This is a genomic window from Streptomyces sp. NPDC042364, assembly GCF_056437585.1.
Genome location: NZ_JBWKAJ010000003.1, coordinates 523145 through 545556, shown reverse-complemented (window position 1 = coordinate 545556; position 22412 = coordinate 523145). Strand labels below are relative to the sequence as shown.

Sequence of the window (22412 nt, the reverse complement as noted above, 5' to 3'; positions counted from 1 at the left end):
CATGGGGTCACCGGACCGGCCGTGCGCGGGGTCCGCACCGGTGCGCCCTGAGCTGCGTTCACACCGCTCCCGGGATTGGCTCCCCGCGCAGGGGCAGGATGCGGGATCATGTCTGGCATGACCGAGGTGTCCTCGCTCACAGGGCGGCTGCTCGTGGCCACGCCCGCCCTGGCGGACCCGAACTTCGACCGCGCTGTGGTGCTGCTCCTCGACCACGACGAGGAGGGCTCGCTCGGGGTGGTCCTCAACCGCCCCACCCCGGTGGACGTCGGAGACATCCTGGAGGGCTGGGCGGAACTCGCCGGCGAACCCGGGGTCGTCTTCCAGGGCGGCCCCGTGTCCCTGGACTCGGCGCTGGGGGTCGCGGTGATACCCGGCGGCGGTCCCGTCGACCGGGCCCCGCTCGGCTGGCGGCGCGTCCACGGCGCGATCGGGCTCGTCGACCTGGAGGCCCCGCCGGAACTCCTCGCCTCCGCGCTCGGCTCGCTGCGCATCTTCGCCGGATACGCGGGCTGGGGCCCCGGCCAGTTGGAGGACGAACTGGTCGAGGGCGCCTGGTACGTCGTCGAGTCGGAACCCGGCGACGTGTCGTCCCCCTCGCCCGAACGGCTCTGGCGGGAGGTCCTGCGCCGCCAGCGCAGTGAACTCGCGATGGTGGCCACGTACCCGGACGACCCTTCGCTCAACTGATGCGTGTGAGCCCCAGTACCCTTGGCGTCATGAGCACTCTTGAGCCCGAGCGCGGTACTGGTACGGGGACCCTCGTCGAGCCGACGCCGCAGGTGTCGCACGGCGACGGTGACCACGAGCGCTTCGCCCACTACGTCCAGAAGGACAAGATCATGGCGAGCGCGCTCGACGGCACGCCCGTCGTGGCGTTGTGCGGCAAGGTGTGGGTACCGGGCCGTGACCCCAAGAAGTACCCCGTGTGCCCCATGTGCAAGGAGATCTTCGACTCCCTCGGCGCGGGCGGCGGGGACGACGACGGCGGCGGCAAGAAGTAGCGGCCCGTTCCGATGACCGCGGTGCCCTTTGAGCGGGTACCGCGGTTTCGTTGCGCCTGCGCCCAGTAGTCCGGGGGGTACGGGCCCGCGGCCCCCTTCATCTCAAACTGAACGGCACCCCCGAGCCGTCACGCGCCCGATCGGGCCACGACGTGGTCGAGACCTCTTGTGGTCATGTTCATGTACTCCATAGCCTCCGGTGTGTTGTAGAGAGCAAAACGCCCGTTGCAGAGAATGCAACACTCCGCTCCCCCCTCCGGAGGACCACGCGCCATGAAGCTCGCAGCCCGACTCGTCGCTCCTCTAGCGGCCCTCACACTCGCCGGACTGACCGCCTGCGCCCCCGAGACGTCCGACAACTCCTCCGCCGCGAAGGACGACAGGACCGGCACCCTGCGGGTCTGGCTCTTCCGGGAGGTGAGCAACGAGCCGAAGGAGAAGGTCGTCGACAAGGTCGTGGCGGCCTTCGAGAAGGCGCACGACGGCGCGAACGTCAAGGTCGAGTACATCCCCGTCGAGACCCGCGCCGAACGCATGAAGGCCGCCTTCAACGACCCGAAGAGCGCCCCCGACGTCATCGAGTACGGCAACACGGACACGGCCGGCTACGTCAAGGACGGAGGACTCGCCGACGTCACCGCGGACTTCAACGGCTGGTCCGACGCCAAGGACTCCGACCCGACCGCCAGGACCTCCGTCACCGTCGACGGCAAGGTCTACGGCGCGCCCTTCTTCGTGGGCGTCCGCGCCCTGTACTACCGCACCGACGTCTTCGAGGAACTCGGCCTCGAACCCCCGAGGACCCTGGACGGGTTGACGACCGCCGCCAAGCGCATCCGCGCGGCCAGGCCCGACCTGTACGGGCTCGTCGTCGGCGGTGCCTACACCTACGGCGCGATGCCGTTCGTCTGGGCGAACGGCGGTGAGATAGCCGAGGGCAAGGGCGGCTCCTACGCCGCCACCATCGACAGCGCGGCCGCCCGCAAGGGCATCAGGACGTACACCTCGCTGTTCGGCGACGACAACTGCCCCGCCGCCAAGTGCGCGGGCATGGGCGGCAACGACACCGTCACCGCGTTCGCCGCGGGCAAGGCCGGCATGGCCATCGGCGGTGACTTCAGCCACGCCGCCGTCGAGGCCGGGAAGGTCAAGGGCAAGTACGCGGTCGTACCGCTGCCGGGCGTGAAGTCCGGTTCGGTCGCGCCGGCGTTCGCGGGCGGCAACAACATCGGCGTACTGAAGAGCACCACGCACCGCACGCTCGCCGTCGACCTCATGAAGCGGCTGGCGTCCAAGCAGACCCAGGGCGACCTCTTCGACGCGATGGGCTTCCTGCCGACGTACACCGACGTACGGGCCGCGGCGGCGAAGAAGGAGCCGTTCATCGAGCCGTTCGTGAAAACGCTGTCGTCGGGGACCAGGTTCGTGCCCGTCTCGCCGGCATGGGCCCAGATCGACGCCTCGCTCGTGCTGCCGACGATGTTCCAGGAGGTCGTCAGCGGCAAGAAGGACGTGGCGGAGGCGTCCAAGGACGCGGCGGAGCGGATGGACGACGCGTTCAGCTCCGTCGGGTGACGCCGGTGCCTGCCGGCCCGGGCGGCACGGTGCGCTCGCGGGTGCGCGGGGCCGCCGCGTGGACTCCCTGGCTCTATCTCGCCCCCGCGCTCGTCGTGCTGGGCGGGCTGCTCGTCTATCCCGTGTACCAGCTCGGCCTGATCTCGCTGCTGGAGTACACCCAGGCACAGGTCAGCGGCGGTGAACCGACCTCCTTCCGGGGGGCCGGGAACTACGCCGAGCTCTTCGGGGACGCCCGGTTCTGGCGGGTGCTGCTGGACACCGTCGTCTTCGCGGCGGCCTGCGTGGTGTCCACACTGGCCGTCGGCTGCGCCCTGGCCGTGCTGCTGACCCGGGTGCGGGCCGTGCCGCGGCTGGCGCTGATGCTGGCCGCGCTGGGGGCCTGGGCGACCCCGGCGATCACCGGCTCGACGGTGTGGCTGCTGCTCTTCGACCCCGACTTCGGGCCCGTCAACCGGGTGCTCGGACTCGGCGACCACTCGTGGACGTACGGGCGGTACAGCGCCTTCCTCCTCGTGCTGCTGGAAGTGGTGTGGTGCTCCTTCCCGTTCGTGATGGTGACGGTCTACGCAGGCATCCGGGCCGTGCCGTCCGAGGTGCTGGAGGCGGCGGCCCTCGACGGTGCCTCCCAGTGGCGGATCTGGCGGTCGGTGCTGGCGCCGATGCTCCGCCCGATCCTGGTCGTCGTCACCATTCAGTCGATCATCTGGGACTTCAAGGTCTTCACCCAGATCTATGTGATGACGGGCGGCGGCGGTATCGCGGGCCAGAACCTCGTCCTGAACGTGTACGCCTATCAGAAGGCCTTCGCCGCCTCCCAGTACAGCCTCGGCTCGGCGATCGGCGTGGTGATGCTGGTGATTCTTCTGGCGATCACCCTGGTCTATTTGCGGTTGCTCCGCAGACAGGGGGAGGAGCTGTGAATTCGAGGGGATTTCCCCGGCGGCCCCGGCGGCTCGCCGCGGAGGCATCCGCCCTGTTCATCGCGGCCGTGGTGGCGTTCCCGCTGTACTGGATGGTGCTGAGCGCCCTCAAACCGGCGGGTGAGATCGAGTCGGCCGAGGCACGGCCCTGGACGCTCGCGCCGACACTGGATTCCTTCCGCCGGGTCCTCGGGCAGCAGGAATTCGGCCGCTACTTCCTCAACAGTCTTGTCGTCGCGTGTGCCGTGGTGATCGCCTCCGCGCTGATCGCGTTTCTCGCGGCGACGGCGGTCACGCGATTCCGCTTCCGTTTCCGGACCACCTTGTTGATCATGTTTCTGATCGCCCAGACGGTGCCCGTGGAGGCGTTGACCATCCCCTTGTTCTTCCTGATGCGGGACGCCGGTCAACTCAACACCCTGGGCGCGCTGATCCTGCCCCACATCGCCTTCTCCCTGCCCTTCGCGATCTGGATGCTGCGGGGCTTCGTGAAGGCCGTACCCGAGTCCCTGGAGGAGGCGGCCCACCTCGACGGGGCGAGCCGTGCCCGATTCCTGTGGCAGATCCTCTTCCCGCTCGTCCTCCCCGGGCTGGTCGCCACCAGCGTCTTCTCCTTCATCTCCACCTGGAACGACTTCCTGTTCGCCAAGTCCTTCATCATCAGCGACACCTCCCGGTCGACGCTGCCGATGGCCCTCCTCGTGTTCTACAAGCCGGAAGAGCCGGACTGGGGCGGTGTGATGGCCGCGTCCACGGTGATGACGATTCCGGTGCTGGTCTTCTTCGTACTCGTACAGCGACGGCTGGTCTCCGGACTGGGCGGAGCGGTCAAGGACTGACATGACTGATCCCGACGGAACGGAACTCGTTCCGGTGCCCCGCCGCATCCTCCGGAACCACCCCGGTCACGGCCGTCTGGACGAGGAGACGCGGCTGGCGGCCGGCCCCGGCACCGAGGGTGTGGCGCGCTGGCTGCGGGCGACGGTCGGCGCGGCGACCGGATACGCCCTCCCGGAGGGCGGCGGCGAGTCGGTCCGCCGGCTCTCGCTGAGCATCGAGCCGGACCTGCCGCCGGAGGGCTACCGCGTGGTCGTCGGCGGTCCCGACCACCTGATCCAGGGCGGCAGCGCGGCAGGCGTCTTCTGGGGCGCGCAGACCTTCCGGCAGCTGCTCGGGCCCGACGCCCACCGGCGGGCCCCCCTGCGGCCCGGCCGGGGCTGGGAACTCCCGCGGGTCACCGTCGAGGACGCCCCCCGCTTCGCCTGGCGCGGGCTCATGCTCGACGTCGCCCGGCACTTCCTGCCCAAGGACCAGGTGCTGCGCTATCTCGATCTGATGGCCGCGCACAAACTCAACGTCCTCCACTTCCACTTGACGGACGACCAGGGCTGGCGCGTCGAGATCGGGCGATACCCGAAACTGACGGAGATCGGATCATGGCGGGCGCGCACGAAATTCGGCCACAGGGCGTCACCCCTGTGGGAGGAGAAGCCGCACGGCGGTTACTACACGCGCGACGACATCCGCGAGATCGTCGCCTACGCAGCCGAGCGGCATATCACCGTCGTCCCCGAGATAGACATCCCGGGACACAGCCAGGCCGCGATCGCCGCGTATCCCGAACTGGGCAACACCGATGTCATCGACACGGGCTCCCTCACCGTCTGGGACACCTGGGGCATCAGCGAGAACGTACTCGCCCCCACCGACAACACCCTGCGCTTCTACGAGGGGGTCCTGGAGGAGGTCCTGGAACTCTTCCCGTCGCTCTTCGTGCACATCGGCGGCGACGAGTGCGTCAAGGACCAGTGGAAGCGGTCGGCCACCGCCCAGGCGCGCATCCGGGAGTTCGGACTCACGGACGAGGACGGCCTGCAGTCGTGGTTCGTGCGGCACTTCGGCAACTGGCTGACGGCGCGCGGGCGTCGCCTGATCGGATGGGACGAGATCCTCCAGGGCGGCCTCGCGCCGGGTGCGGCCGTGTCGTCCTGGCGGGGCTACGCGGGCGGCGTCACGGCGGCCCGGGCGGGCCACGACGTGGTCATGTGCCCCGAACAGCACGTGTACCTGGACCACCGTCAGCACGACGGCCCCGACGAACCGGTGCCGATCGGCCATGTGCGCACCCTGGAGGACGTCTTCCGGTTCGAGCCGGTCCCACCGGAGTTGACGCCCGACGAGGCGCGGCATGTCCTGGGCACCCAGGCCAACGTGTGGACCGAGGCGATGGAGGACCCCGCCCGTGTGGACTACCAGGCGTTCCCGCGGCTCGCGGCCTTCGCCGAGGTCGCCTGGAGCCGGCTGCCCGCGCCCGCCGAACGGGACTTCGCGGACTTCGAACGGAGGATGACCGTCCACTATCGCCGACTTGACGCGCTGGGGGTCGGTTATCGGCCGCCCGGCGGGCCCCGACCGTGGCAGCGGCGACCCGGGGTGCTCGGACGCCCGATCGAGGGGGCGCCCCCGAACGTGTGAGGCGGCGGCACGCCGTGCGTCCGGTAGCGGGTGCGCCCGCTACCGCGGCCCTCACCTGGAACAAGAGGCGCAAGAATCGCCGAAGTCCGCCAAAACGTGCCTGTGGGAGAAGTCGCGCCAAAACGGACCATCCCCGGGCTGAAGTGGGTGAATGCCTCCTACTGGACCCCCGCGTTCGGGCCTCGCGAGAATGTGCCAGAGTTGCCACGTCCGCCCTGTCAGCACGTACCGTACGGCAACACAGGCGGACCGGGGACCTGTCGTTCGGATCATGCCGGCTTCGGGTAACGGTGCTGGATGAATGCCGATGAGCGGGGCTTGGTGCGTGCAGCTGCAAGGTGGAGGAGAGCGTCGACGCGGAGCGTCGGCACCCGACGACAACGCCGCAGGTGCGCGGTCCGAGCCCCGCGACCCCGGCATGATCCGAACGACAGGTCCTCGGTGGGGCAGCGGGAAGGGGCAGCCGGTTTGACCACGCACGCACCGCAGGCGGCGCAGGCCGTGACCCTGCCCGGCTCGCTCGACGAGGCCGTGGCGGCACTCGCCGCCATGCCCTGGGCGGTTCCGGTGGCGGGCGGCACGGACCTCATGACCGCGGTCAACTCCGGGCAGCTCAGGCCCGCCGCGCTGGTCGGGCTGGGCCGGATCAACGAGATCCGCGGCTGGCAGTACCAGGACGGACACGCCCTGCTCGGCGCCGGACTGACGCACGCCCGGATGGGGCGGCCGGACTTCGCGGCGCTCATCCCGGCGCTCGCCGCCGCCGCGCGTGCCGCCGGGCCGCCGCAGATCCGCAACGCGGGCACCCTGGGCGGCAACATCGCGACGGCCGCCCCCACGGGGGACGCGCTGCCGGTGCTGGCCGCCCTGGAGGCCACACTGATCATCGCGGGCCCGGGCGGGGCCCGCCGTGAGATGCCCGTCTCACACCTGCTGGCCGGCATGGAGATGCTGCGCCCCGGCGAACTGATCGGGTACGTGCGCGTGCCGCTGCTGCACGCCCCACAGGTCTTCCTCAAGGCCACCGGACGGACCGGTCCCGGCCGCGCGGCCGCCTCGGTGGCCCTCGTCCTCGACCCCGCCCGGCGCGGGGTGCGGTGCGCCGTCGGAGCCATCGCGCCGATGCCGCTGCGCCCGCTGGACGCCGAGGCGTGGGTCGCCGGGCTGATCGACTGGGACGGCGAGCGCACCCTGGTCCCCGAGGCGTTGCAGGCCTTCGGCGAGTACGTCGCCGCCGCCTGCATCCCGGACCCGGCCCCCGAGGTCGACGGCTCGGTGCCACCGCTTCCGCCCGCCGTACTGCACCTGCGGCGCACCGTCGCCGCGCTGGCCCGACGAGCACTGGGGAGGGCGCTGTCGTGACCGACGACCAGCACGGAGAGGGCACCCCGCAGCAGGGGGGCCAGAGCGGCTGGGAGCGACTGCCGCAGGGCGACTACGACGACGGCGCCACCACCTTCGTTCAGCTCCCCGAGGGGGGCATCGACGCCCTGCTCGCCGCCGACAGCCCCCTCGCGGCGCCCGGCCACGGCTATGTGCCGCCGCCCATAGCGGTCAACCCGGCCACCAGCGCCGGGACCGACCCGTCCGGCACGGGTGCCTGGGCCATGCCGGCCGAGGGCGCCCAGTGGCACGACCCGAACGCCGGGCAGCAGCAGCCCGCGGCGCAGGACCGGTTCACGTACGACCCCGGCTCCACCGGGCAGTGGGCGTTCGAGGAGCCCGCCGCGCAGGAAGGCACCGCGCCGGGGCACGACGTGACCGGCGAGTGGTCGATTCCGGTCGCCGGGGGTGACCTTCCGGACGAATCGGGCGAGTTCAGTACGTCCGCCCTGGTCGAGCAGTGGGGCGGCACCCCGCCCGCCACCCTGCCCGGCGGCGCCCCCGCCCCCTGGGCGACCGAGCAGATCGGCACCGCGTGGACCGCGCCGCCGCCCGCGGCGCAGCCCGAGGAGCCCACCGCCGCGGAACCCGCGCCCGAAGCGCCCGCCGAGGCCCCCGGAGAGCCCTCCGGAGCCCCCGGACACGCACCGGCGGCCGACACCCCCGACGAGGCTCCCGAGGCCGCCCAGGAGCCCGCGGAGGCCGCGGAGGCCGCCGAGCCTGCCGCCGCCGAGCCGGCCGCCGAGGCCGACGGCGACCCCGCGGACGCGCAGGAGGCGCGGACGCCCGCCGAGGCGCCCGACTCCGAGGCGTCCGACTCCGAGGCCCCCGGCACCGAGGGCGCGGGCACCGGGGAGGCGGGCGACGCGGACCAGGCCGGCGAGCCCACCCCGCCCCCGCACGACGACCACCCCCTCGCCTCGTACGTCCTGCGCGTCAACGGCGCCGACCGGCCCGTCACCGACGCCTGGATCGGCGAGTCGCTGCTCTACGTGCTGCGCGAGCGGCTCGGCCTCGCGGGCGCCAAGGACGGCTGCTCCCAGGGCGAGTGCGGCGCGTGCAACGTCCAGGTCGACGGTCGGCTCGTGGCCTCCTGCCTGGTGCCCGCCGTCACCGCGGCGAGCAGCGAGGTGCGCACCGTCGAGGGTCTCGCCGTCGACGGACAGCCCTCCGACGTGCAGCGGGCCCTCGCCCGGTGCGGCGCCGTCCAGTGCGGCTTCTGCGTGCCCGGCATGGCGATGACCGTCCACGACCTCCTGGAGGGCAACCCGGCGCCCACCGAGCTGGAGGCCCGCCAGGCGCTGTGCGGCAATCTCTGCCGCTGCTCCGGCTACCGCGGCGTGCTCGCGGCCGTACGCGAGGTCGTCGCCGAACGCGAGGCGCACGCCACCGCCGACGACGAGACCGCCGCCGACACCGACGAGGCGCGCATCCCGCACCAGGCTGGCCCCGGCGCGGGCGGCGTCAACCCGGCGGCGTACGAGGCCCAGGGAGCACCGCCCACGGCCCCGCACGACCCCGGCCAGTCGTACGGCGGCCAGGGGCTGTCCTTCGCCGGCCAGGACGACACGTACGGCGGTCAGGGCCAGTCGTTCGGCGGCCACGGCGACACGTACGGCGGTCAGGGGCAGTCGTTCGCCGGGCAGGATGACTCCTACGGCGGTCAGGGCCAGTCGTTCGGGGGTCACGACGGCACCTACGGCGGTCAGGGGCAGTCCTTCGCCGGGCAGGATGACTCCTACGGCGGTCAGGGCCAGTCGTTCGGTGAGCATGGCGACACGTACGGCGGTCAGGGCCAGTCGTTCGGGGGTCACGGCGACACGTACGGCGGTCAGGGGCAGTCGTTCGCCAGGCAGGATGACTCCTACGGCGGTCAGGGCCAGTCGTTCGGGGGTCATGACGACACCTACGGCGGTCAGGGCCAGTCCTTCGACCAGGACGGAGGCCAGGCGTGAGCAACGAGGCAGCCACCGCGACGCCCGCGGTCGCCGGGAGCGCCGGAGAGGCCGCGCCCGGCCCCGAGCCACTGCCGCACGGGATCGGCGCGTCCCTGCCGTCCGCCGACGCCCGCGCGAAGTCCGAGGGCACCTTCCCGTACGCGGCCGACCTGTGGGCCGAGGGCCTGCTCTGGGCCGCCGTCCTGCGCTCACCGCACCCGCACGCGCGCATCGTCTCCATCGACACCTCCCACGCGCGCGAGATGCCCGGCGTACGGGCCGTCGTCACCCACGAGGACGTGCCGGGCACCCCGCTGCACGGCCGCGGCAGAATCGACCGGCCGGTGTTCGCCTCCGAGGTCGTACGCCACCACGGCGAGCCCATCGCCGCCGTCGCCGCCGACCACCCGGACACCGCGCGGATGGCCGCCGCCGCCGTCATCGTCGAGTACGAGGTGCTCGAACCGGTGATCGACCCGGAGCAGGCCTTCGAGGCCGAGCCCCTGCACCCCGACGGCAACCTGATCCGGCACATCCCGCTGCGCCACGGCGACCCCGACGCCTCCGGCGAGATCGTCGTCGAGGGCCAGTACCGGATCGGCCGCCAGGACCCGGCCCCCATCGGCGCCGAGGCCGGCCTCGCCGTGCCCCGCCCCGACGGCGGTGTCGAGCTGTACCTCGGTTCCACCGACCCGCACACCGACCGCGACACCGCCGCCGCCGTCTTCGGCCTGGCCCCCGACCGCGTGAAGATCGTCGTCACCGGTGTGCCCGGCGCCACCGCCGACCGCGAGGACCAGGGCTTCCAGCTCCCGCTCGGTCTGCTGGCGCTGAAGACCGGCTGCCCGGTCAAGCTCACCGCCACGCGCGAGGAGTCCTTCCTCGGCCACGCGCACCGGCATCCGACGCTCCTGCGCTACCGCCACCACGCGGACGCCGAGGGCAGGCTGGTCAAGGTCGAGGCCCAGATCCTGCTGGACGCCGGCGCCTACGCCGACACCTCCTCCGAGGCCCTGGCGGCGGCCGTTTCGTTCGCCTGCGGCCCGTACGTCGTCCCCAACGCCTTCATCGAGGGCTGGGCGGTCCGCACCAACAACCCGCCCTCCGGCCATGTCCGCGGCGAGGGCGCCATGCAGGTGTGCGCCGCGTACGAGGCCCAGATGGACAAGCTCGCGAAGAAGCTGGGCCTCGACCCGGCCGAGCTGCGCATGCGCAACGTGATGTCCACGGGCGACGTGCTGCCGACCGGCCAGTCCGTGACCTGCCCGGCCCCGGTCGCCGAACTGCTCCAGGCGGTCCGGGAGTTCCCGCTCCCGGCACTGCCGAAGGACACCCCCGAGGAGGAGTGGCTGCTCCCGGGCGGCCCCGAGGGCGCGGGCGAGCCGGGCGCGGTCCGGCGCGGCGTCGGCTACGGCCTCGGCATGGTCCACATGCTCGGCGCGGAGGGCGCCGACGAGGTCTCCACCGCCACCGTGAAGGTCCACGACGGCATCGCGACCGTGCTGTGCGCGGCCGTCGACACCGGCCAGGGCTTCTCCACCCTCGCCCGGCAGATCGTCCAGGAGACCCTCGGCATCGACGAGGTGCACATCGCCCAGGTCGACACCGACCAGCCCCCCGCGGGCCCCGGCTGCCGGGGCCGCCACACCTGGGTGTCGGGCGGCGCGGTGGAACGCGCGGCGAAGATGGTCCGCACCCAGCTGCTCCAGCCCCTTGCGCACAAGTTCGGCATGTCCACGGAACTGCTCCAGATCACCGACGGCAAGATCACCTCGTACGACGGTGTGCTGTCGACGACGGTCGCGGAGGCGCTGGACGGCAAGGAACTGTGGGCCACCGCCCAGTGCCGCCCGCACCCCACCGAGCCGCTGGACGGCGCGGGCCAGGGCGACGCGTTCGTGGGGATGGCCTTCTGCGCGATCCGCGCGGTCGTGGACGTCGACATCGAACTCGGCTCCGTACGGGTCGTGGAGCTGGCGGTGGCCCAGGACGTCGGCCGGGTCCTCAACCCCGCCCAGCTCGCGGCGCGGATCGAGGCGGGCGTCACCCAGGGCGTCGGCATCGCGCTGACGGAGAACCTCCGCACCCCGCGCGGTCTGATCCGCCACCCCGACCTGACCGGCTACTCCCTGCCCACCGCGCTCGACGCCCCCGACATCCGGATCGTCAAACTGGTGGAGGAGCGGGACGTGGTGGCCCCCTTCGGCGCGAAGGCGGCCAGCGCGGTGCCGGTGGTCACCTCCCCGGCGGCCATCGCCTCGGCGGTACGGGCGGCGACGGGCCGTCCCGTGAACCGCCTGCCGATCCGGCCGCAGGCCGCGGTGGTGACGGGGACGTAGCGGTCCCCGTACCGCCGTTGACATGCGTGTTCGCGTGTACGGCGGGCGTTGTCGGTGGGGCGGCGTATGGTTCTGGCAGTGGGGATGAACGGCCGCTGAGCGGCGCGGTGTTGTCCCTGCCGGGGGGACGCACGCTGCGAACCGTGTGCTGGGGGAGCCATGAGCACGATGACGATGGGGACCATGGGCCTGACGGACCTGAACGACCTGACGGATCTGACCGTGACCGCCGGACCGGCGACACTGTCGGGGCTGAGGCTGGACCTGCCCGCCCTGCTGCTGGACGAGGAGTTCGGCCGGAGCAAGGTGTGGCGCTTCGAGGACTTCGACTTCCCGGCGACGCTCACGCACGAGCCGACCCGCCGCTTCCTGCGCGACATGGGCCTGCCCGAGGAGCACGCCCTCTTCCAGCTCGACACGGACGTCCCGCTGCCGACCCTCGCCGAGTACTACGCGCACGAACGCCCCGGCTACCCGGCCGACCGGCTCCCCGCCGACGCCGCCCGCCTGATCCGCCTCGGCCACTTCGTCGAGGGCAACAGCGTCGTCCTCGACGGCACGACGGGCGCCGCCCACAACTGGAGCGAGCCCGAGTCCGCCCTCTGCCCCCTCAACGCCGACATCTCCACCTTCGCCTTCACCCTGTGGCTGCTCCAGCGGGAGAACCGCGAGAAGACGGCCACGGGCTGCTGGGTCGAAACCCTGCGCAACGAGGCGTGCGCGGGCGGCTGAGTCATGGGTCGCCCCCGCTTCGGGCGACCACGACAACGGCCGACCGCTGCACAGCGGCCGGCCCTTGTCGCGTAGAGGACTGTGGAGGCCGTGGCGGGATTCGAACCCGCGTAACTCGCTTTGCAGGCGAGCCCCTGAACCACTCGGGCACACGGCCGGGTTGGGGCAATCATGGTGCTTCGGGGGAACTTCGGGTGATTGCCCCTCACTCGATGTACAGACCGTAGGCGGGGGAGTGGGCGGGGCTCAAGGAGTGGGTGGGGGCTGCAACGGGACTGCCATACGCCGTTCATGAACGGGGGGACGTACGACCAAGGTCGCACCGGGTGCGGGACTCCGGACAGGGGTCAATGTCGGGCATGCCCCTTACGCTGGCGGGCATGGGTGCTCTGAGGCCGCGTGGCACGGGCGTTGCGCAGGACGCTGATCCGGTTGTCGTCGACGAGCGTGCGGAGGGGGTGTTGGGGCGCTCCTACCGGGCGCTGAGCGTCGGCATCGTCTCCGTCGTGCTGCTGATCGCGTTCGAGGCGATGGCGGTCGGGACGGCGATGCCGGTCGCCGCGCGGGAGTTGGACGGGGTCTCGGCGTACGGGTTCGTGTTCTCGGCGTACTTCACCACCAGCCTGTTCGGGATGGTGCTGTCGGGGCAGTGGTCGGACCTGCGGGGGCCGCTCGGACCGCTGACCACGGGCATCGCCGCCTTCGCCGCCGGGCTGCTGCTGTCCGGCACCGCGGGCGCGATGTGGCTGTTCATCCTCGGTCGGGCCGTCCAGGGACTCGGCGGCGGCCTGGTCATCGTCGCGCTGTACGTGGTCGTGGGGCGCGCGTACCCGGAGCGGCTGCGGCCGTCCATCATGGCGGGGTTCGCCGCGAGCTGGATCATCCCGTCCGTCGTCGGCCCGCTCGCCGCGGGCGCGGTCACCGAGCAGCTGGGCTGGCGCTGGGTCTTCGTGGGCATACCGGTCCTGGTCGTGCTGCCGCTGGGTCTGGCGCTGCCCCGGATACGGCGGCGGGCGGCGGGGCCGGTCGGCGGCACGGTCACCGGGGACTCCCGGCCCGAGGCCGGCTCCGCTTCCTCCCCCTCTGCGGAGGTCTCCCCTCGCGGGGCCGGCACCGCCGCGTCCCCTTCCTTCGACCGCCGCCGTATCCGGCTGGCCTTCGGCATCTCACTGGGCGCCGGGCTCCTGCAGTACGCGGCCCAGGACCTGCGGTGGCTGTCGGTCGTGCCGGCGGCGGTCGGGGCGGGGCTGCTGGTACCGGCGGTGCTGGGGCTGCTGCCGAGGGGGACGTACCGGGCGGTGCGGGGGCTGCCGTCCGTGGTGTTGCTGCGCGGGGTGGCGGCGGGGTCGTTCATCGCGGCCGAGTCGTTCGTGCCGCTGATGCTGGTCACCCAGCGGGGGCTGTCGCCGACGCTCGCCGGGTTCTCCCTCGCGGCGGGCGGTGGAGCCTGGGCGCTGGGGTCGTGGGTGCAGGCGCGGGCGCGTGTGGAGCCGTACCGGGAGCGGTTGATGACGGCCGGGATGGTGGTGGTCGCGGCGGCGATCGCCACGGTGCCGAGTGTGCTGATCGAGGCGGTGCCGGTGTGGACCGTGGCCGTCGCCTGGGCCTTCGGGTGCTTCGGGATGGGCCTCGTCATCTCCTCCACCGGCGTCCTGCTGCTCAAGATCTCCGCGCCCGAGGAGGCCGGCTCCAACTCCGCCGCGCTCCAGATCTCCGACGGTCTCTCCAACGCGCTGCTGCTCGCGGCCGGCGGTGCGGCCTTCGCCGCGCTCGGCGGCGGCGCGGCCGGCCACACCGCCACCACCGCCTCCGGCGCGGGCTCCCACCCGGCCGCCTTCACCGCGGTGTTCCTGCCGATGGCGGGGGTGGCGCTCCTGGGGGCCTGGGTGACGACGAGGCTGCGGGAGCCCGCCGGATCGTCGATGGCACCACGTGGTACAGCGTAGTACCGTGGAGTCATGGCTGGACTGAACGTGCGGTTCACGGACGAAGAACTCGATGCCCTGCGCGACCGCGCTGCGGCGGAGGGGCGCAGCATGCAGGCCTTCGCGCACGACGCGGTGATGGCGGCCATAAACGAGCACTCAAGACTGTTCAACGAGGCGGCCGAGCACGTCCTGAAGGCCAGCGCCGAGTTGAACCGGAGGCTCGCCTGATGCACTACCTCACTCTGCCCGAGCTGCTGAACCTGGCGAAGCGGCTCGGGGCGGACGAGGTGCGCGACTACGGGCTCCTGGACTCGGCGCTGGCGCGTCCCCAGTCGAGCGTGTTCGGGCAGGACGCCTATCCGGACGTGTGGCAGAAGGCCGCGGCGCTGATGGAGTCCCTGGCTCGCAACCATGCCCTCGTCGACGGGAACAAGCGCATCGCCTGGTACGCGACCTGGGTCTTCCTGCACATGAACGGGCACCCCTTGGACGCGGGCTTCGACGTGGACGAAGCTGAGCGGTTCGTGCTGGACGTCTGTCAGGGCGCACTGGACGTACCCAAGATCGCTGCTCAGCTGCCGCGCTTCGCGCGCTGACGACCACGGGTCGTCTTTGTGAGCTGGGTCCCATCCCCACGAGACCCGGCGCAGTTCGCGCGTTGACGCAACCGGGTCGCCGGTAGGGTGGCCCGGTTGTCATACGTAGCCGAGCCGGCCGAGCCGCTGTGGCAGGGCCGGCTCGTTGCTGCTCCGCCGAGCCGCCCGACCACAGACCGGAGACCGTGACTACCTCCCGCCCGTCGCCCACCGCCACTCTCAACGGAGGCCCCTCCGGGCCCGCTTCGATGATCGCCTCCTCGAACCACCACCTCTCGCCCGCCTTCCCCGGCCGCGCCCCCTGGGGTACCGCCAGCAAGCTGCGTGCCTGGCAGCAGGGGGCGATGGAGAAGTACATCCAGGAGCAGCCGCGGGACTTCCTCGCGGTCGCGACTCCCGGCGCCGGGAAGACCACCTTCGCGCTGACGCTCGCGTCCTGGCTGCTGCACCACCATGTCGTGCAGCAGGTGACCGTCGTGGCGCCGACCGAGCACCTGAAGAAGCAGTGGGCGGAGGCGGCGGCGCGGATAGGGATCAAGCTGGATCCCGAGTACAGCGCGGGGCCGCTCGGCAGGGAGTACGACGGCGTCGCCGTCACCTACGCCGGTGTGGGCGTGCGCCCCATGCTGCACCGCAACCGCAGCGAGCAGCGCAAGACCCTCGTCATCCTCGACGAGATCCACCACGCCGGTGACAGCAAGTCCTGGGGCGAGGCCTGCCTGGAAGCGTTCGAACCGGCCACCCGGCGGCTCGCCCTCACCGGTACGCCCTTCCGGTCCGACACCAACCCCATCCCGTTCGTCACCTACGAGGAGGGGGCGGACGGCATCCGGCGGTCCTCCGCCGACTACACCTACGGCTACGGCAACGCCCTCGCCGACCACGTCGTGCGGCCCGTCATCTTCCTCTCCTACAGCGGCAACATGCGCTGGCGGACCAAGGCGGGCGACGAGATCGCCGCGCGGCTCGGCGAGCCCATGACCAAGGACGCCATCTCCCAGGCCTGGCGTACCGCGCTCGATCCGCGCGGTGAGTGGATGCCCAGCGTGCTGCGCGCCGCCGACCAGCGGCTCACCGAGGTCAGGAAGGGCATCCCGGACGCGGGCGCGCTCGTCATCGCCTCCGACCAGGAGTCGGCGCGCGCCTACGCCAAGCTCATCCGGGAGATCACCGGCCACTCGGCGACCCTCGTCCTGTCCGACGACTCCGGCGCCTCGGACCGCATCGACGAGTTCAGCCACAGCACCGACCGGTGGATGGTCGCCGTCCGCATGGTGTCCGAGGGCGTGGACGTGCCCCGCCTCGCGGTCGGCGTGTACGCCACCACCATCTCCACGCCGCTGTTCTTCGCCCAGGCCGTCGGTCGTTTCGTACGGTCCCGGCGGCGCGGCGAGACCGCGTCCGTGTTCCTGCCGACCGTGCCCGACCTGCTCGGCTTCGCCAACGAGATGGAGCGGGAACGCGACCACGTCCTCGACAAGCCCAAGAAGGGCGGCGAGGAGGACCCGTACGCCGAGGAGGAGAAGCTCCTCCAGGAGGCGGAACGGCAGCAGGACGAGGACACCGGCGAGCAGGACATGCTGCCGTTCGAGGCGCTGGAGTCGGACGCGGTCTTCGACCGGGTCATGTACAACGGCGCCGAGTTCGGCATGCAGGCCCACCCGGGCAGCGAGGAGGAACAGGACTACCTCGGAATCCCGGGACTCCTCGAACCCGACCAGGTGCAACTGCTGCTCCAGAAGCGGCAGGCCCGCCAGATCGCGCACAGCCGCAAGAAGCCGGACGCGGAGGCCGACCTCGTCGAACTCCCGGCCGAGCGGCGGCCCGTCGTCACCCACAAGGAACTCCTCGAACTGCGCAAGCAGCTCAACAGCATGGTCGGCGCCTACTCCCACCAGAGCGGCAAGCCGCACGGCGTCATCCACACCGAGGTACGCCGCGTGTGCGGTGGGCCGCCGAGCGCCGAGGCCACGGCTGGGCAGCTGCGGCAGCGGATCGCCAAGGTGCAGGAGTGGGCCACCCGCATGAAGTGACAGCGGCTGTCCGCACGGCGCGTGGGGGTCCTGCGCGCCGTGCGGCGCGCTGTGTGTGGCGTGTGACGTGCGCCCCTACATTTCGCGACAAACCGAAGTAGTCCGTACCGGTCCTTGACCGGATTCTGGACGGAGTCTTCCGCTCAGCGAACCGGCTCGTCTACTGTCCCGCTACGCAAACGCCCCGTGGCAGCGCCGCCGCGGAGCGCAGCCGTGAAGCGACTCCGCCCGGAAGCCAACCGGGTCCAGCCGATCGGCGGCCTCTGTAGCGCGTCGCCGACGGGACCGGTGACGCATCCCTCGCGAAGGGGGCCGCCGCCCTCACCACGAAGGAGTGGGCGTCGTGACCGCGGAGACCTCTCAGACGCTGGATCGGGGACTGCGTGTCCTCAAACTTCTCGCCGACACCGACCACGGGCTGACCGTCACCGAGCTGTCCAACAAGCTCGGGGTCAACCGGACCGTTGTCTACCGTCTGCTCGCCACGCTGGAGCAGCACTCCCTCGTACGCCGTGACCTTGGCGGTCGTGCCCGGGTCGGGCTCGGCGTGCTCCGCCTGGGCCGCCAGGTGCATCCGCTGGTACGGGAGGCCGCGCTGCCCGCGCTGCGGTCCCTGGCGGAGGACATAGGTGCCACCGCGCATCTCACCCTGGTCGACGGCACCGAGGCGTTGGCCGTGGCCGTGGTCGAGCCGACCTGGACGGATTATCACGTCGCCTATCGGGCCGGATTCCGGCACGCGCTGGACCGGGGAGCCGCCGGGCGCGCGATCCTGTCGGCCCGCCAGCAGCCCGGGGACTGGCCCGGGTACGCACTCACCCACGGCGAGCTGGAGGCCGGGGCCAGCGGGGCCGCGGCACCGCTGCTCGGGGTGACCGGTGTCGAGGGCAGCGTCGGGGTCGTCATGCTGGCGGACGCGGTGCCGGAGCGGGTGGGGCCGCGCGTGATGGACGCGGCCCGGGAAGTGGCCGACGCGCTCCGCTGACCCGGGCCGAGGACGGCTGAGGCACCCCCGTGGCCCCGGCGGTCCGCGGCGCCATGGCGGCACCGCGCCACGACGGACGCGCGTCGCCCGCCCCCGGGCGGCTATGAAAGGCGCTCGCCCTCCAGCGTCTCCAGCCACTCCAGGATCAGCTTCGCGAAGGTCTCCGGCTGTTCCATGTTGGCGTAGTGGGCCGTGCCCTCGATGGATGTGGCGCGGCCGGGGCCGGCGACCGTGGTGGTGAGGCGTTCGGCCATGCCGATGAGGTCGGGGGCGTCGAGGGCGCCGTTGACCGCGAGGACCGGGGCGGTGACGGCCGCGGCGCGGGCCCAGGTGTCCCTCACCGGGACGTGCCAGTCCGTTTCGCCGAGGGTGTGCTTGGAGACGGTGTCGCGGCTCATCTCCCGTACGCGGCGCACGATCTCGGCGTCCACGTCGTCCGCGGTGCGGTACGGGCCGATGACCGCCTCGGCGGCGACGTCGAGCCAGCCCTCGATGTCCCCGGCCGTCAGCGCGCCGTAGTAGCGGGCGACGGAGTCCTTCGTCCAGGGGTCGGTGAACTCGGGCTCGCTGGTGCCGACGTTGCTGACGACGAGGGCGCGCACGAGTTCCGGGTGCTCCAGCACGGTGTCGACCGCGATGCCCCCGCCCATCGACATGCCGATCAGCACGGCCGGGCCGGTGTCGAGGTGGCGCAGCAGCGCGGCCAGGTCGTCGGTGAACCGGAACGGCTTGCTCGCGTTGGCGGAGGCCCCGTGGCCGCGCGCGTCCGGGGTGATCACACGATGGCGGGCCGAGAGCGGAGGGACGACGTCGCGCCACATCCGGCGGTCGGTGAAGCCGCCGTGCAGCAGGACCAGCGGGAGGCCCGTGCCGGTGTCGCCATAGGCGAGCGGGCCGTCGTCGGATGCGAACGTGAACACCTGCGAGACATCAGTCATGACAACTAAGGTGTCATCTTGCGGACGGAATGGCAACCCAGGTGTCATCCTGGTCCGGTGACGCAGAACGAGAGCGACGACGAGCCCGGCCGCGACGCCGATCACGGGACCGGCCACGGCGCCGATCACGGGACCGGCCACGGCGCCGATCACGGGACCGGCCACGGCGTCGGTCGCACCGGCCATGGCGCCGGTCGCACCGGCCACCGGACCGGCGCGGACCGGCCGCTTCCGCCCGAGGTCCTCGCCGAGCGCCTGTACGAGGTGTTCGCCGTCCTCGGCCCCCTCTACCGCCGGGTGACCAAGGCGGTGGAGCTGAAGGCACCGACCGTGGGGCTCTCCATCGGCGTCCGGGCCGTACTGGAGCTGCTGCGGGCCAGGGGTCCCCTGACCGTTCCGCAGATGGGGCGGGCCCTGGCGGTCAGCCGGCAGTTCGTCCAGCGCATGGTCAACGAGGCGGCGGACGGCGGCCTCGTCGAGGCCGTCCCCAACCCCGCCCACCAGCGGTCGTCCCTGATCCGGCTGACGGACGCGGGCCGCACGGCCATCGACGACCTCATCGCCCGCGAGAGCCGGCTGATGGCCCGGGTCGGGGGCGACATCACCGGCGCGGACATCGACACCTGCGTCCATGTGCTCACCCACATGCTCGCGGTCTTCGAGGACGCGGACGGAAAGTGACGTCCCCCACCGCCCCCTGGCCGGAACCACCCGTCGCGTTAGATTGACCCCGTGCTCTCTCGCCTCTCCCGTCTTTCGCGTGCCGCCGCCGTAGCCGTCTGTGCCGTGCCCGTCGTGGGCCTGCTCGCGACGGTCGCGTTCGCACCGTTGCCGTTCACCATCGCGCAGCCGGGAATGACGGCGAACGTCCTCGGCGAGAACAAGGGCGAGCCGGTGATCACCATCTCCGGCGCGGAGACCCGGCGGACCAGCGGCGAACTGCGCATGACGACCATCGTGGCGACCGGCCCGGACGCCGACGTCGACCTCGGCGACGTGCTGGACAACTGGTTCCGCACCGACCGGGCCGTCATGCCGCGCGACGCGGTCTACCCCAGCGGCGAGACCGTGAAGGAGATCGAGGAGTACAACGCGGCCGAGATGAAGGAGTCCCAGGACACGGCCACCGAGGCGGCCCTCGCGTACCTCGGTGAGGACGCCGACGACGTCAAGGTCACCCTGCGGCTCGCCGATGTCGGCGGCCCCAGCGCCGGTCTGCTCTTCTCCCTCGGCATCGTCGACAAGCTCGACGGTGACGGCAGCGGCGGCGACCTCACCGGCGGCCGGGTCATCGCCGGTACGGGGACCATCGACGGCTCCGGCAAGGTCGGCGCCGTCGGCGGAGTGCCCCTCAAGACCCAGGCCGCCCGCCGCGACGGCGCCACGGTCTTCCTGGTCCCCAAGGCCGAGTGCGCCGACGCGAAGGCCGAGCTGCCGAAGGGGCTCAGGCTCGTCCCGGTGACCACGCTGAAGAACGCGGTCAGCTCCCTGGTGGCCCTGAAGACGGGCAAGGGCTCGGTCCCGAGCTGCTGACCGGCGATCCTCCCGCGGCCACCCCCGTCGGCTACGCCGTCGTCTCCCGGTCCTCCGCCGCCTGCTCCACCAGGGGGATGATCCGCAGCGGAACGGGGTTCTCCATGACGATCGCCGTGGCGGCCCGGACGATCCCGTCGAAACCGACGACCCGGTCGATCACCCGCTGGAGATCGGCGTTCGAACGGGCCACCAGCCGGCACAGCATGTCACCGCTGCCGGTCGTCGTGTGCAGCTCCAGCACCTCCGGCACGGTCGCCAAGTGCGCCCGCACGTCCGCGCCCTGACCCTGCCGGATCTGCAGCGTCGCGAACGCCGTGACCGGGTAGCCGAGCGCCGCCGGGTCCACCTGGGGCCCGAACCCCCGGATGACCCCGTTCGACTGAAGCCGGTCCAGCCGCGCCTGCACCGTGCCCCGCGCGACCCCCAGCCGCCGCGACATCTCCAGCACCCCGATGCGCGGCTCGCGCGCCAGCAGCACGATCAGCCGCCCGTCCAGATGATCGATCGCCATGAGCCCTCCAGAGGTGAGCATCCTGTACAGAACCAGCCCGATTACCGGACTTCGACTATGCAGATTGTCCAGCATGCCGGAGAACTATTGCGCACCTTGCGGGATCGGAGGGAGCCTGCGGCCATGGCAGCTACCTCTGCGCACACGCACTCCGTCCCGGACACCGCCCGGCAGGCCGATCCCTTCCCGGTCAAGGGAATGGACGCTGTCGTCTTCGCCGTGGGCAACGCCAAACAGGCCGCCCACTACTACTCCACCGCCTTCGGCATGCGGCTCGTCGCCTACTCCGGCCCCGAGACCGGCAACCGCGAGACGGCCAGCTACGTCCTGGAGAACGGCTCGGCCCGGTTCGTCCTCACCTCGGTCGTCAAGGCCACCACCACCTGGGGCCACTTCCTCGCCGAGCACGTCGCCGAGCACGGCGACGGCGTCATCGACCTCGCGATCGAGGTCCCCGACGCCCGCCGCGCCCATGCCTACGCCATCGAGCACGGCGCCCGCTCCGTCGCCGAGCCCTACGAGATGAAGGACGAGCACGGCACGGTCGTCCTGGCCTCCATCGCCACCTACGGCACGACCCGGCACACCCTGGTCGAGCGCACCGGCTACGACGGCCCCTACCTGCCCGGCTACGTCGCCGCCGACCCCATCGTCGAGCCGCCCGCCCAGCGCACGTTCCAGGCCATCGACCACTGCGTCGGCAACGTCGAGCTCGGCCGGATGAACGAATGGGTGGAGTTCTACAACCGCGTCATGGGCTTCACGAACATGAAGGAGTTCGTGGGCGACGACATCGCCACCGAGTACAGCGCGCTGATGTCGAAGGTCGTCGCGGACGGCACCCTCAAGGTCAAGTTCCCCATCAACGAGCCCGCCATCGCCAAGAAGAAGTCCCAGATCGACGAGTACCTGGAGTTCTACGGCGGCGCGGGCGTCCAGCACATCGCCCTCAACACGAACGACATCGTGCGGACCGTACGGACGATGCGGGCGGCCGGGGTCGAGTTCCTCAACACGCCCGACTCGTACTACGACACGCTCGGCGAGTGGGTCGGCGACACGAGGGTGCCCATCGAGACCCTGCGCGAACTGAAGATCCTCGCGGACCGGGACGAGGACGGGTACCTGCTGCAGATCTTCACCAAGCCGGTCCAGGACCGGCCGACGGTCTTCTTCGAGATCATCGAGCGGCATGGCTCCATGGGCTTCGGAAAGGGCAACTTCAAGGCGCTGTTCGAGGCGATCGAGAGGGAGCAGGAGAAGCGGGGCAATCTCTAGGCGCGGCGCCCAGCGACCCGTGGGTGCGGGTTCGTCCGGCGGGTGCGGGTGCGGGTGCGGGTGCGGGTGAGTGGGGGTCGTTCGCGCGGTTCCCCGCGCGAAACCACGAATCACCCGCACCCGCCGACGAACCCCCACCCCCGAGCTCTAAGAGCTCCGAACAAGAGTGGAGCCCGGCTCGCGACGCCTGGCACGCACGCTCGCCGCGTTGCCGAAAGCCCCTGGTAGCCCCGCTACAA

The 22412-nt window shown here is 71.8% G+C and carries 20 protein-coding genes and 1 tRNA gene; 18 read left to right on the top strand and 3 right to left on the bottom strand.

Annotated elements, in window-relative coordinates:
* Positions 1-117: 117 nt before the first annotated feature.
* The 10 genes from AC067N_RS08970 to AC067N_RS08925 all read left to right on the top strand — a co-directional run bounded on the left by AC067N_RS08970 (position 118) and on the right by AC067N_RS08925 (position 12368).
* On the top strand, positions 118-690 hold the full coding sequence (locus tag AC067N_RS08970) for a YqgE/AlgH family protein (protein WP_055512729.1): 573 nt from the start codon (positions 118-120) through the stop codon (positions 688-690).
* 29 nt (positions 691-719) lie between these two features.
* Complete coding sequence (locus AC067N_RS08965) at positions 720-1004, top strand: DUF3039 domain-containing protein (RefSeq protein ID WP_079049583.1); 285 nt, start codon at positions 720-722, stop codon at positions 1002-1004.
* Between the two features lie 273 nt (positions 1005-1277).
* Positions 1278-2579: an extracellular solute-binding protein gene (locus tag AC067N_RS08960; protein WP_478678193.1), complete on the top strand. Its 1302-nt coding sequence runs from the start codon at positions 1278-1280 to the stop codon at positions 2577-2579.
* 5 nt (positions 2580-2584) lie between these two features.
* Positions 2585-3502 (top strand): carbohydrate ABC transporter permease, encoded by a 918-nt coding sequence (locus tag AC067N_RS08955; protein WP_478678192.1) that lies wholly within the window; start codon positions 2585-2587, stop codon positions 3500-3502.
* Complete coding sequence (locus tag AC067N_RS08950) at positions 3499-4341, top strand: carbohydrate ABC transporter permease (protein WP_478678191.1); 843 nt, start codon at positions 3499-3501, stop codon at positions 4339-4341. Before AC067N_RS08955 ends, AC067N_RS08950 begins: the two co-directional genes overlap by 4 nt.
* Position 4342: 1 nt before the next feature.
* Positions 4343-5977, top strand: coding sequence for a beta-N-acetylhexosaminidase (locus AC067N_RS08945; protein WP_478678190.1), 1635 nt, complete (start codon positions 4343-4345; stop codon positions 5975-5977).
* A 468-nt stretch (positions 5978-6445) separates the two neighbouring features.
* On the top strand, positions 6446-7339 hold the full coding sequence (locus tag AC067N_RS08940; protein WP_478678189.1) for an FAD binding domain-containing protein: 894 nt from the start codon (positions 6446-6448) through the stop codon (positions 7337-7339).
* The gene (locus AC067N_RS08935) at positions 7336-9315 is read left to right on the top strand and encodes a 2Fe-2S iron-sulfur cluster-binding protein (RefSeq protein ID WP_478678188.1); all 1980 of its coding nucleotides are present in this window, start codon (positions 7336-7338) and stop codon (positions 9313-9315) included. The genes AC067N_RS08940 and AC067N_RS08935 overlap by 4 nt, the downstream gene beginning before the upstream one ends.
* Positions 9312-11636 carry a xanthine dehydrogenase family protein molybdopterin-binding subunit gene (locus AC067N_RS08930; protein ID WP_478678187.1) on the top strand — a complete coding sequence of 775 codons (2325 nt, stop codon included), beginning with the start codon at positions 9312-9314 and terminating at the stop codon, positions 11634-11636. Before AC067N_RS08935 ends, AC067N_RS08930 begins: the two co-directional genes overlap by 4 nt.
* A gap of 159 nt (positions 11637-11795) precedes the next feature.
* Positions 11796-12368, top strand: a complete 573-nt coding sequence (locus tag AC067N_RS08925; RefSeq protein ID WP_478678186.1) for an SUKH-4 family immunity protein — start codon at positions 11796-11798, stop codon at positions 12366-12368.
* A gap of 82 nt (positions 12369-12450) precedes the next feature.
* Here the strand turns inward: AC067N_RS08925 and AC067N_RS08920 are convergent.
* Positions 12451-12525 (bottom strand) — tRNA-Cys (locus AC067N_RS08920).
* Between the two features lie 223 nt (positions 12526-12748).
* On the opposite strand from AC067N_RS08920, the gene AC067N_RS08915 reads away from it, so the two are divergent.
* The 5 genes from AC067N_RS08915 (at position 12749) to AC067N_RS08895 (ending at position 17910) form a co-directional block, all read left to right on the top strand.
* Entirely contained in the window at positions 12749-14314 is a 1566-nt protein-coding gene (locus tag AC067N_RS08915; RefSeq protein WP_478678185.1) for an MFS transporter, read from the top strand.
* 12 nt (positions 14315-14326) lie between these two features.
* Positions 14327-14524 carry a hypothetical protein gene (locus tag AC067N_RS08910; RefSeq protein ID WP_466806105.1) on the top strand — a complete coding sequence of 66 codons (198 nt, stop codon included), beginning with the start codon at positions 14327-14329 and terminating at the stop codon, positions 14522-14524.
* Complete coding sequence (locus tag AC067N_RS08905; RefSeq protein WP_466806106.1) at positions 14524-14892, top strand: type II toxin-antitoxin system death-on-curing family toxin; 369 nt, start codon at positions 14524-14526, stop codon at positions 14890-14892. The genes AC067N_RS08910 and AC067N_RS08905 overlap by 1 nt, the downstream gene beginning before the upstream one ends.
* Positions 14893-15140: 248 nt before the next feature.
* Positions 15141-16925, top strand: a complete 1785-nt coding sequence (locus tag AC067N_RS08900) for a DEAD/DEAH box helicase (protein ID WP_478678310.1) — start codon at positions 15141-15143, stop codon at positions 16923-16925.
* A gap of 343 nt (positions 16926-17268) precedes the next feature.
* Positions 17269-17910, top strand: coding sequence for an IclR family transcriptional regulator (locus AC067N_RS08895; protein WP_055715537.1), 642 nt, complete (start codon positions 17269-17271; stop codon positions 17908-17910).
* A 101-nt stretch (positions 17911-18011) separates the two neighbouring features.
* Here AC067N_RS08895 and AC067N_RS08890 read toward each other — a convergent pair whose 3' ends face one another.
* Positions 18012-18848 (bottom strand): alpha/beta fold hydrolase, encoded by an 837-nt coding sequence (locus tag AC067N_RS08890; protein WP_478678184.1) that lies wholly within the window; start codon positions 18846-18848, stop codon positions 18012-18014.
* Between the two features lie 255 nt (positions 18849-19103).
* Between AC067N_RS08890 and AC067N_RS08885 the strand changes: the two genes are divergently transcribed.
* Positions 19104-19529 (top strand): MarR family winged helix-turn-helix transcriptional regulator, encoded by a 426-nt coding sequence (locus AC067N_RS08885; RefSeq protein WP_478678309.1) that lies wholly within the window; start codon positions 19104-19106, stop codon positions 19527-19529.
* A 51-nt stretch (positions 19530-19580) separates the two neighbouring features.
* Positions 19581-20381, top strand: coding sequence for a S16 family serine protease (locus tag AC067N_RS08880; protein ID WP_478678183.1), 801 nt, complete (start codon positions 19581-19583; stop codon positions 20379-20381).
* Between the two features lie 31 nt (positions 20382-20412).
* Here the strand turns inward: AC067N_RS08880 and AC067N_RS08875 are convergent, their stop codons facing one another.
* On the bottom strand, positions 20413-20895 hold the full coding sequence (locus AC067N_RS08875; RefSeq protein ID WP_478678182.1) for an Lrp/AsnC family transcriptional regulator: 483 nt from the start codon (positions 20893-20895) through the stop codon (positions 20413-20415).
* Between the two features lie 123 nt (positions 20896-21018).
* Between AC067N_RS08875 and hppD the strand changes: the two genes are divergently transcribed.
* A complete protein-coding gene (hppD, locus tag AC067N_RS08870) occupies positions 21019-22173 on the top strand; it encodes a 4-hydroxyphenylpyruvate dioxygenase (RefSeq protein ID WP_478678181.1) in 1155 nt (384 codons plus the stop codon).
* The last annotated feature ends 239 nt before the right edge of the window (positions 22174-22412 follow it).

Excerpts from the sequence above, each read along its gene's own strand:
- AC067N_RS08915 (WP_478678185.1), top strand. The coding sequence starts at position 12,749 with ATGGGTGCTCTGAGGCCGCGTGGCACGGGCGTTGCGCAGGACGCTGAT.
- AC067N_RS08960 (WP_478678193.1), top strand. The coding sequence starts at position 1,278 with ATGAAGCTCGCAGCCCGACTCGTCGCTCCTCTAGCGGCCCTCACACTC.
- AC067N_RS08945 (WP_478678190.1), top strand. The coding sequence starts at position 4,343 with ATGACTGATCCCGACGGAACGGAACTCGTTCCGGTGCCCCGCCGCATC.
- AC067N_RS08965 (WP_079049583.1), top strand. The coding sequence starts at position 720 with ATGAGCACTCTTGAGCCCGAGCGCGGTACTGGTACGGGGACCCTCGTC.
- AC067N_RS08910 (WP_466806105.1), top strand. The coding sequence starts at position 14,327 with ATGGCTGGACTGAACGTGCGGTTCACGGACGAAGAACTCGATGCCCTG.
- AC067N_RS08900 (WP_478678310.1), top strand. The coding sequence starts at position 15,141 with ATGATCGCCTCCTCGAACCACCACCTCTCGCCCGCCTTCCCCGGCCGC.
- AC067N_RS08875 (WP_478678182.1), bottom strand. The coding sequence starts at position 20,895 with ATGGCGATCGATCATCTGGACGGGCGGCTGATCGTGCTGCTGGCGCGC.
- hppD (WP_478678181.1), top strand. The coding sequence starts at position 21,019 with ATGGCAGCTACCTCTGCGCACACGCACTCCGTCCCGGACACCGCCCGG.
- AC067N_RS08925 (WP_478678186.1), top strand. The coding sequence starts at position 11,796 with ATGAGCACGATGACGATGGGGACCATGGGCCTGACGGACCTGAACGAC.
- AC067N_RS08970 (WP_055512729.1), top strand. The coding sequence starts at position 118 with ATGACCGAGGTGTCCTCGCTCACAGGGCGGCTGCTCGTGGCCACGCCC.
- AC067N_RS08905 (WP_466806106.1), top strand. The coding sequence starts at position 14,524 with ATGCACTACCTCACTCTGCCCGAGCTGCTGAACCTGGCGAAGCGGCTC.
- AC067N_RS08890 (WP_478678184.1), bottom strand. The coding sequence starts at position 18,848 with ATGACTGATGTCTCGCAGGTGTTCACGTTCGCATCCGACGACGGCCCG.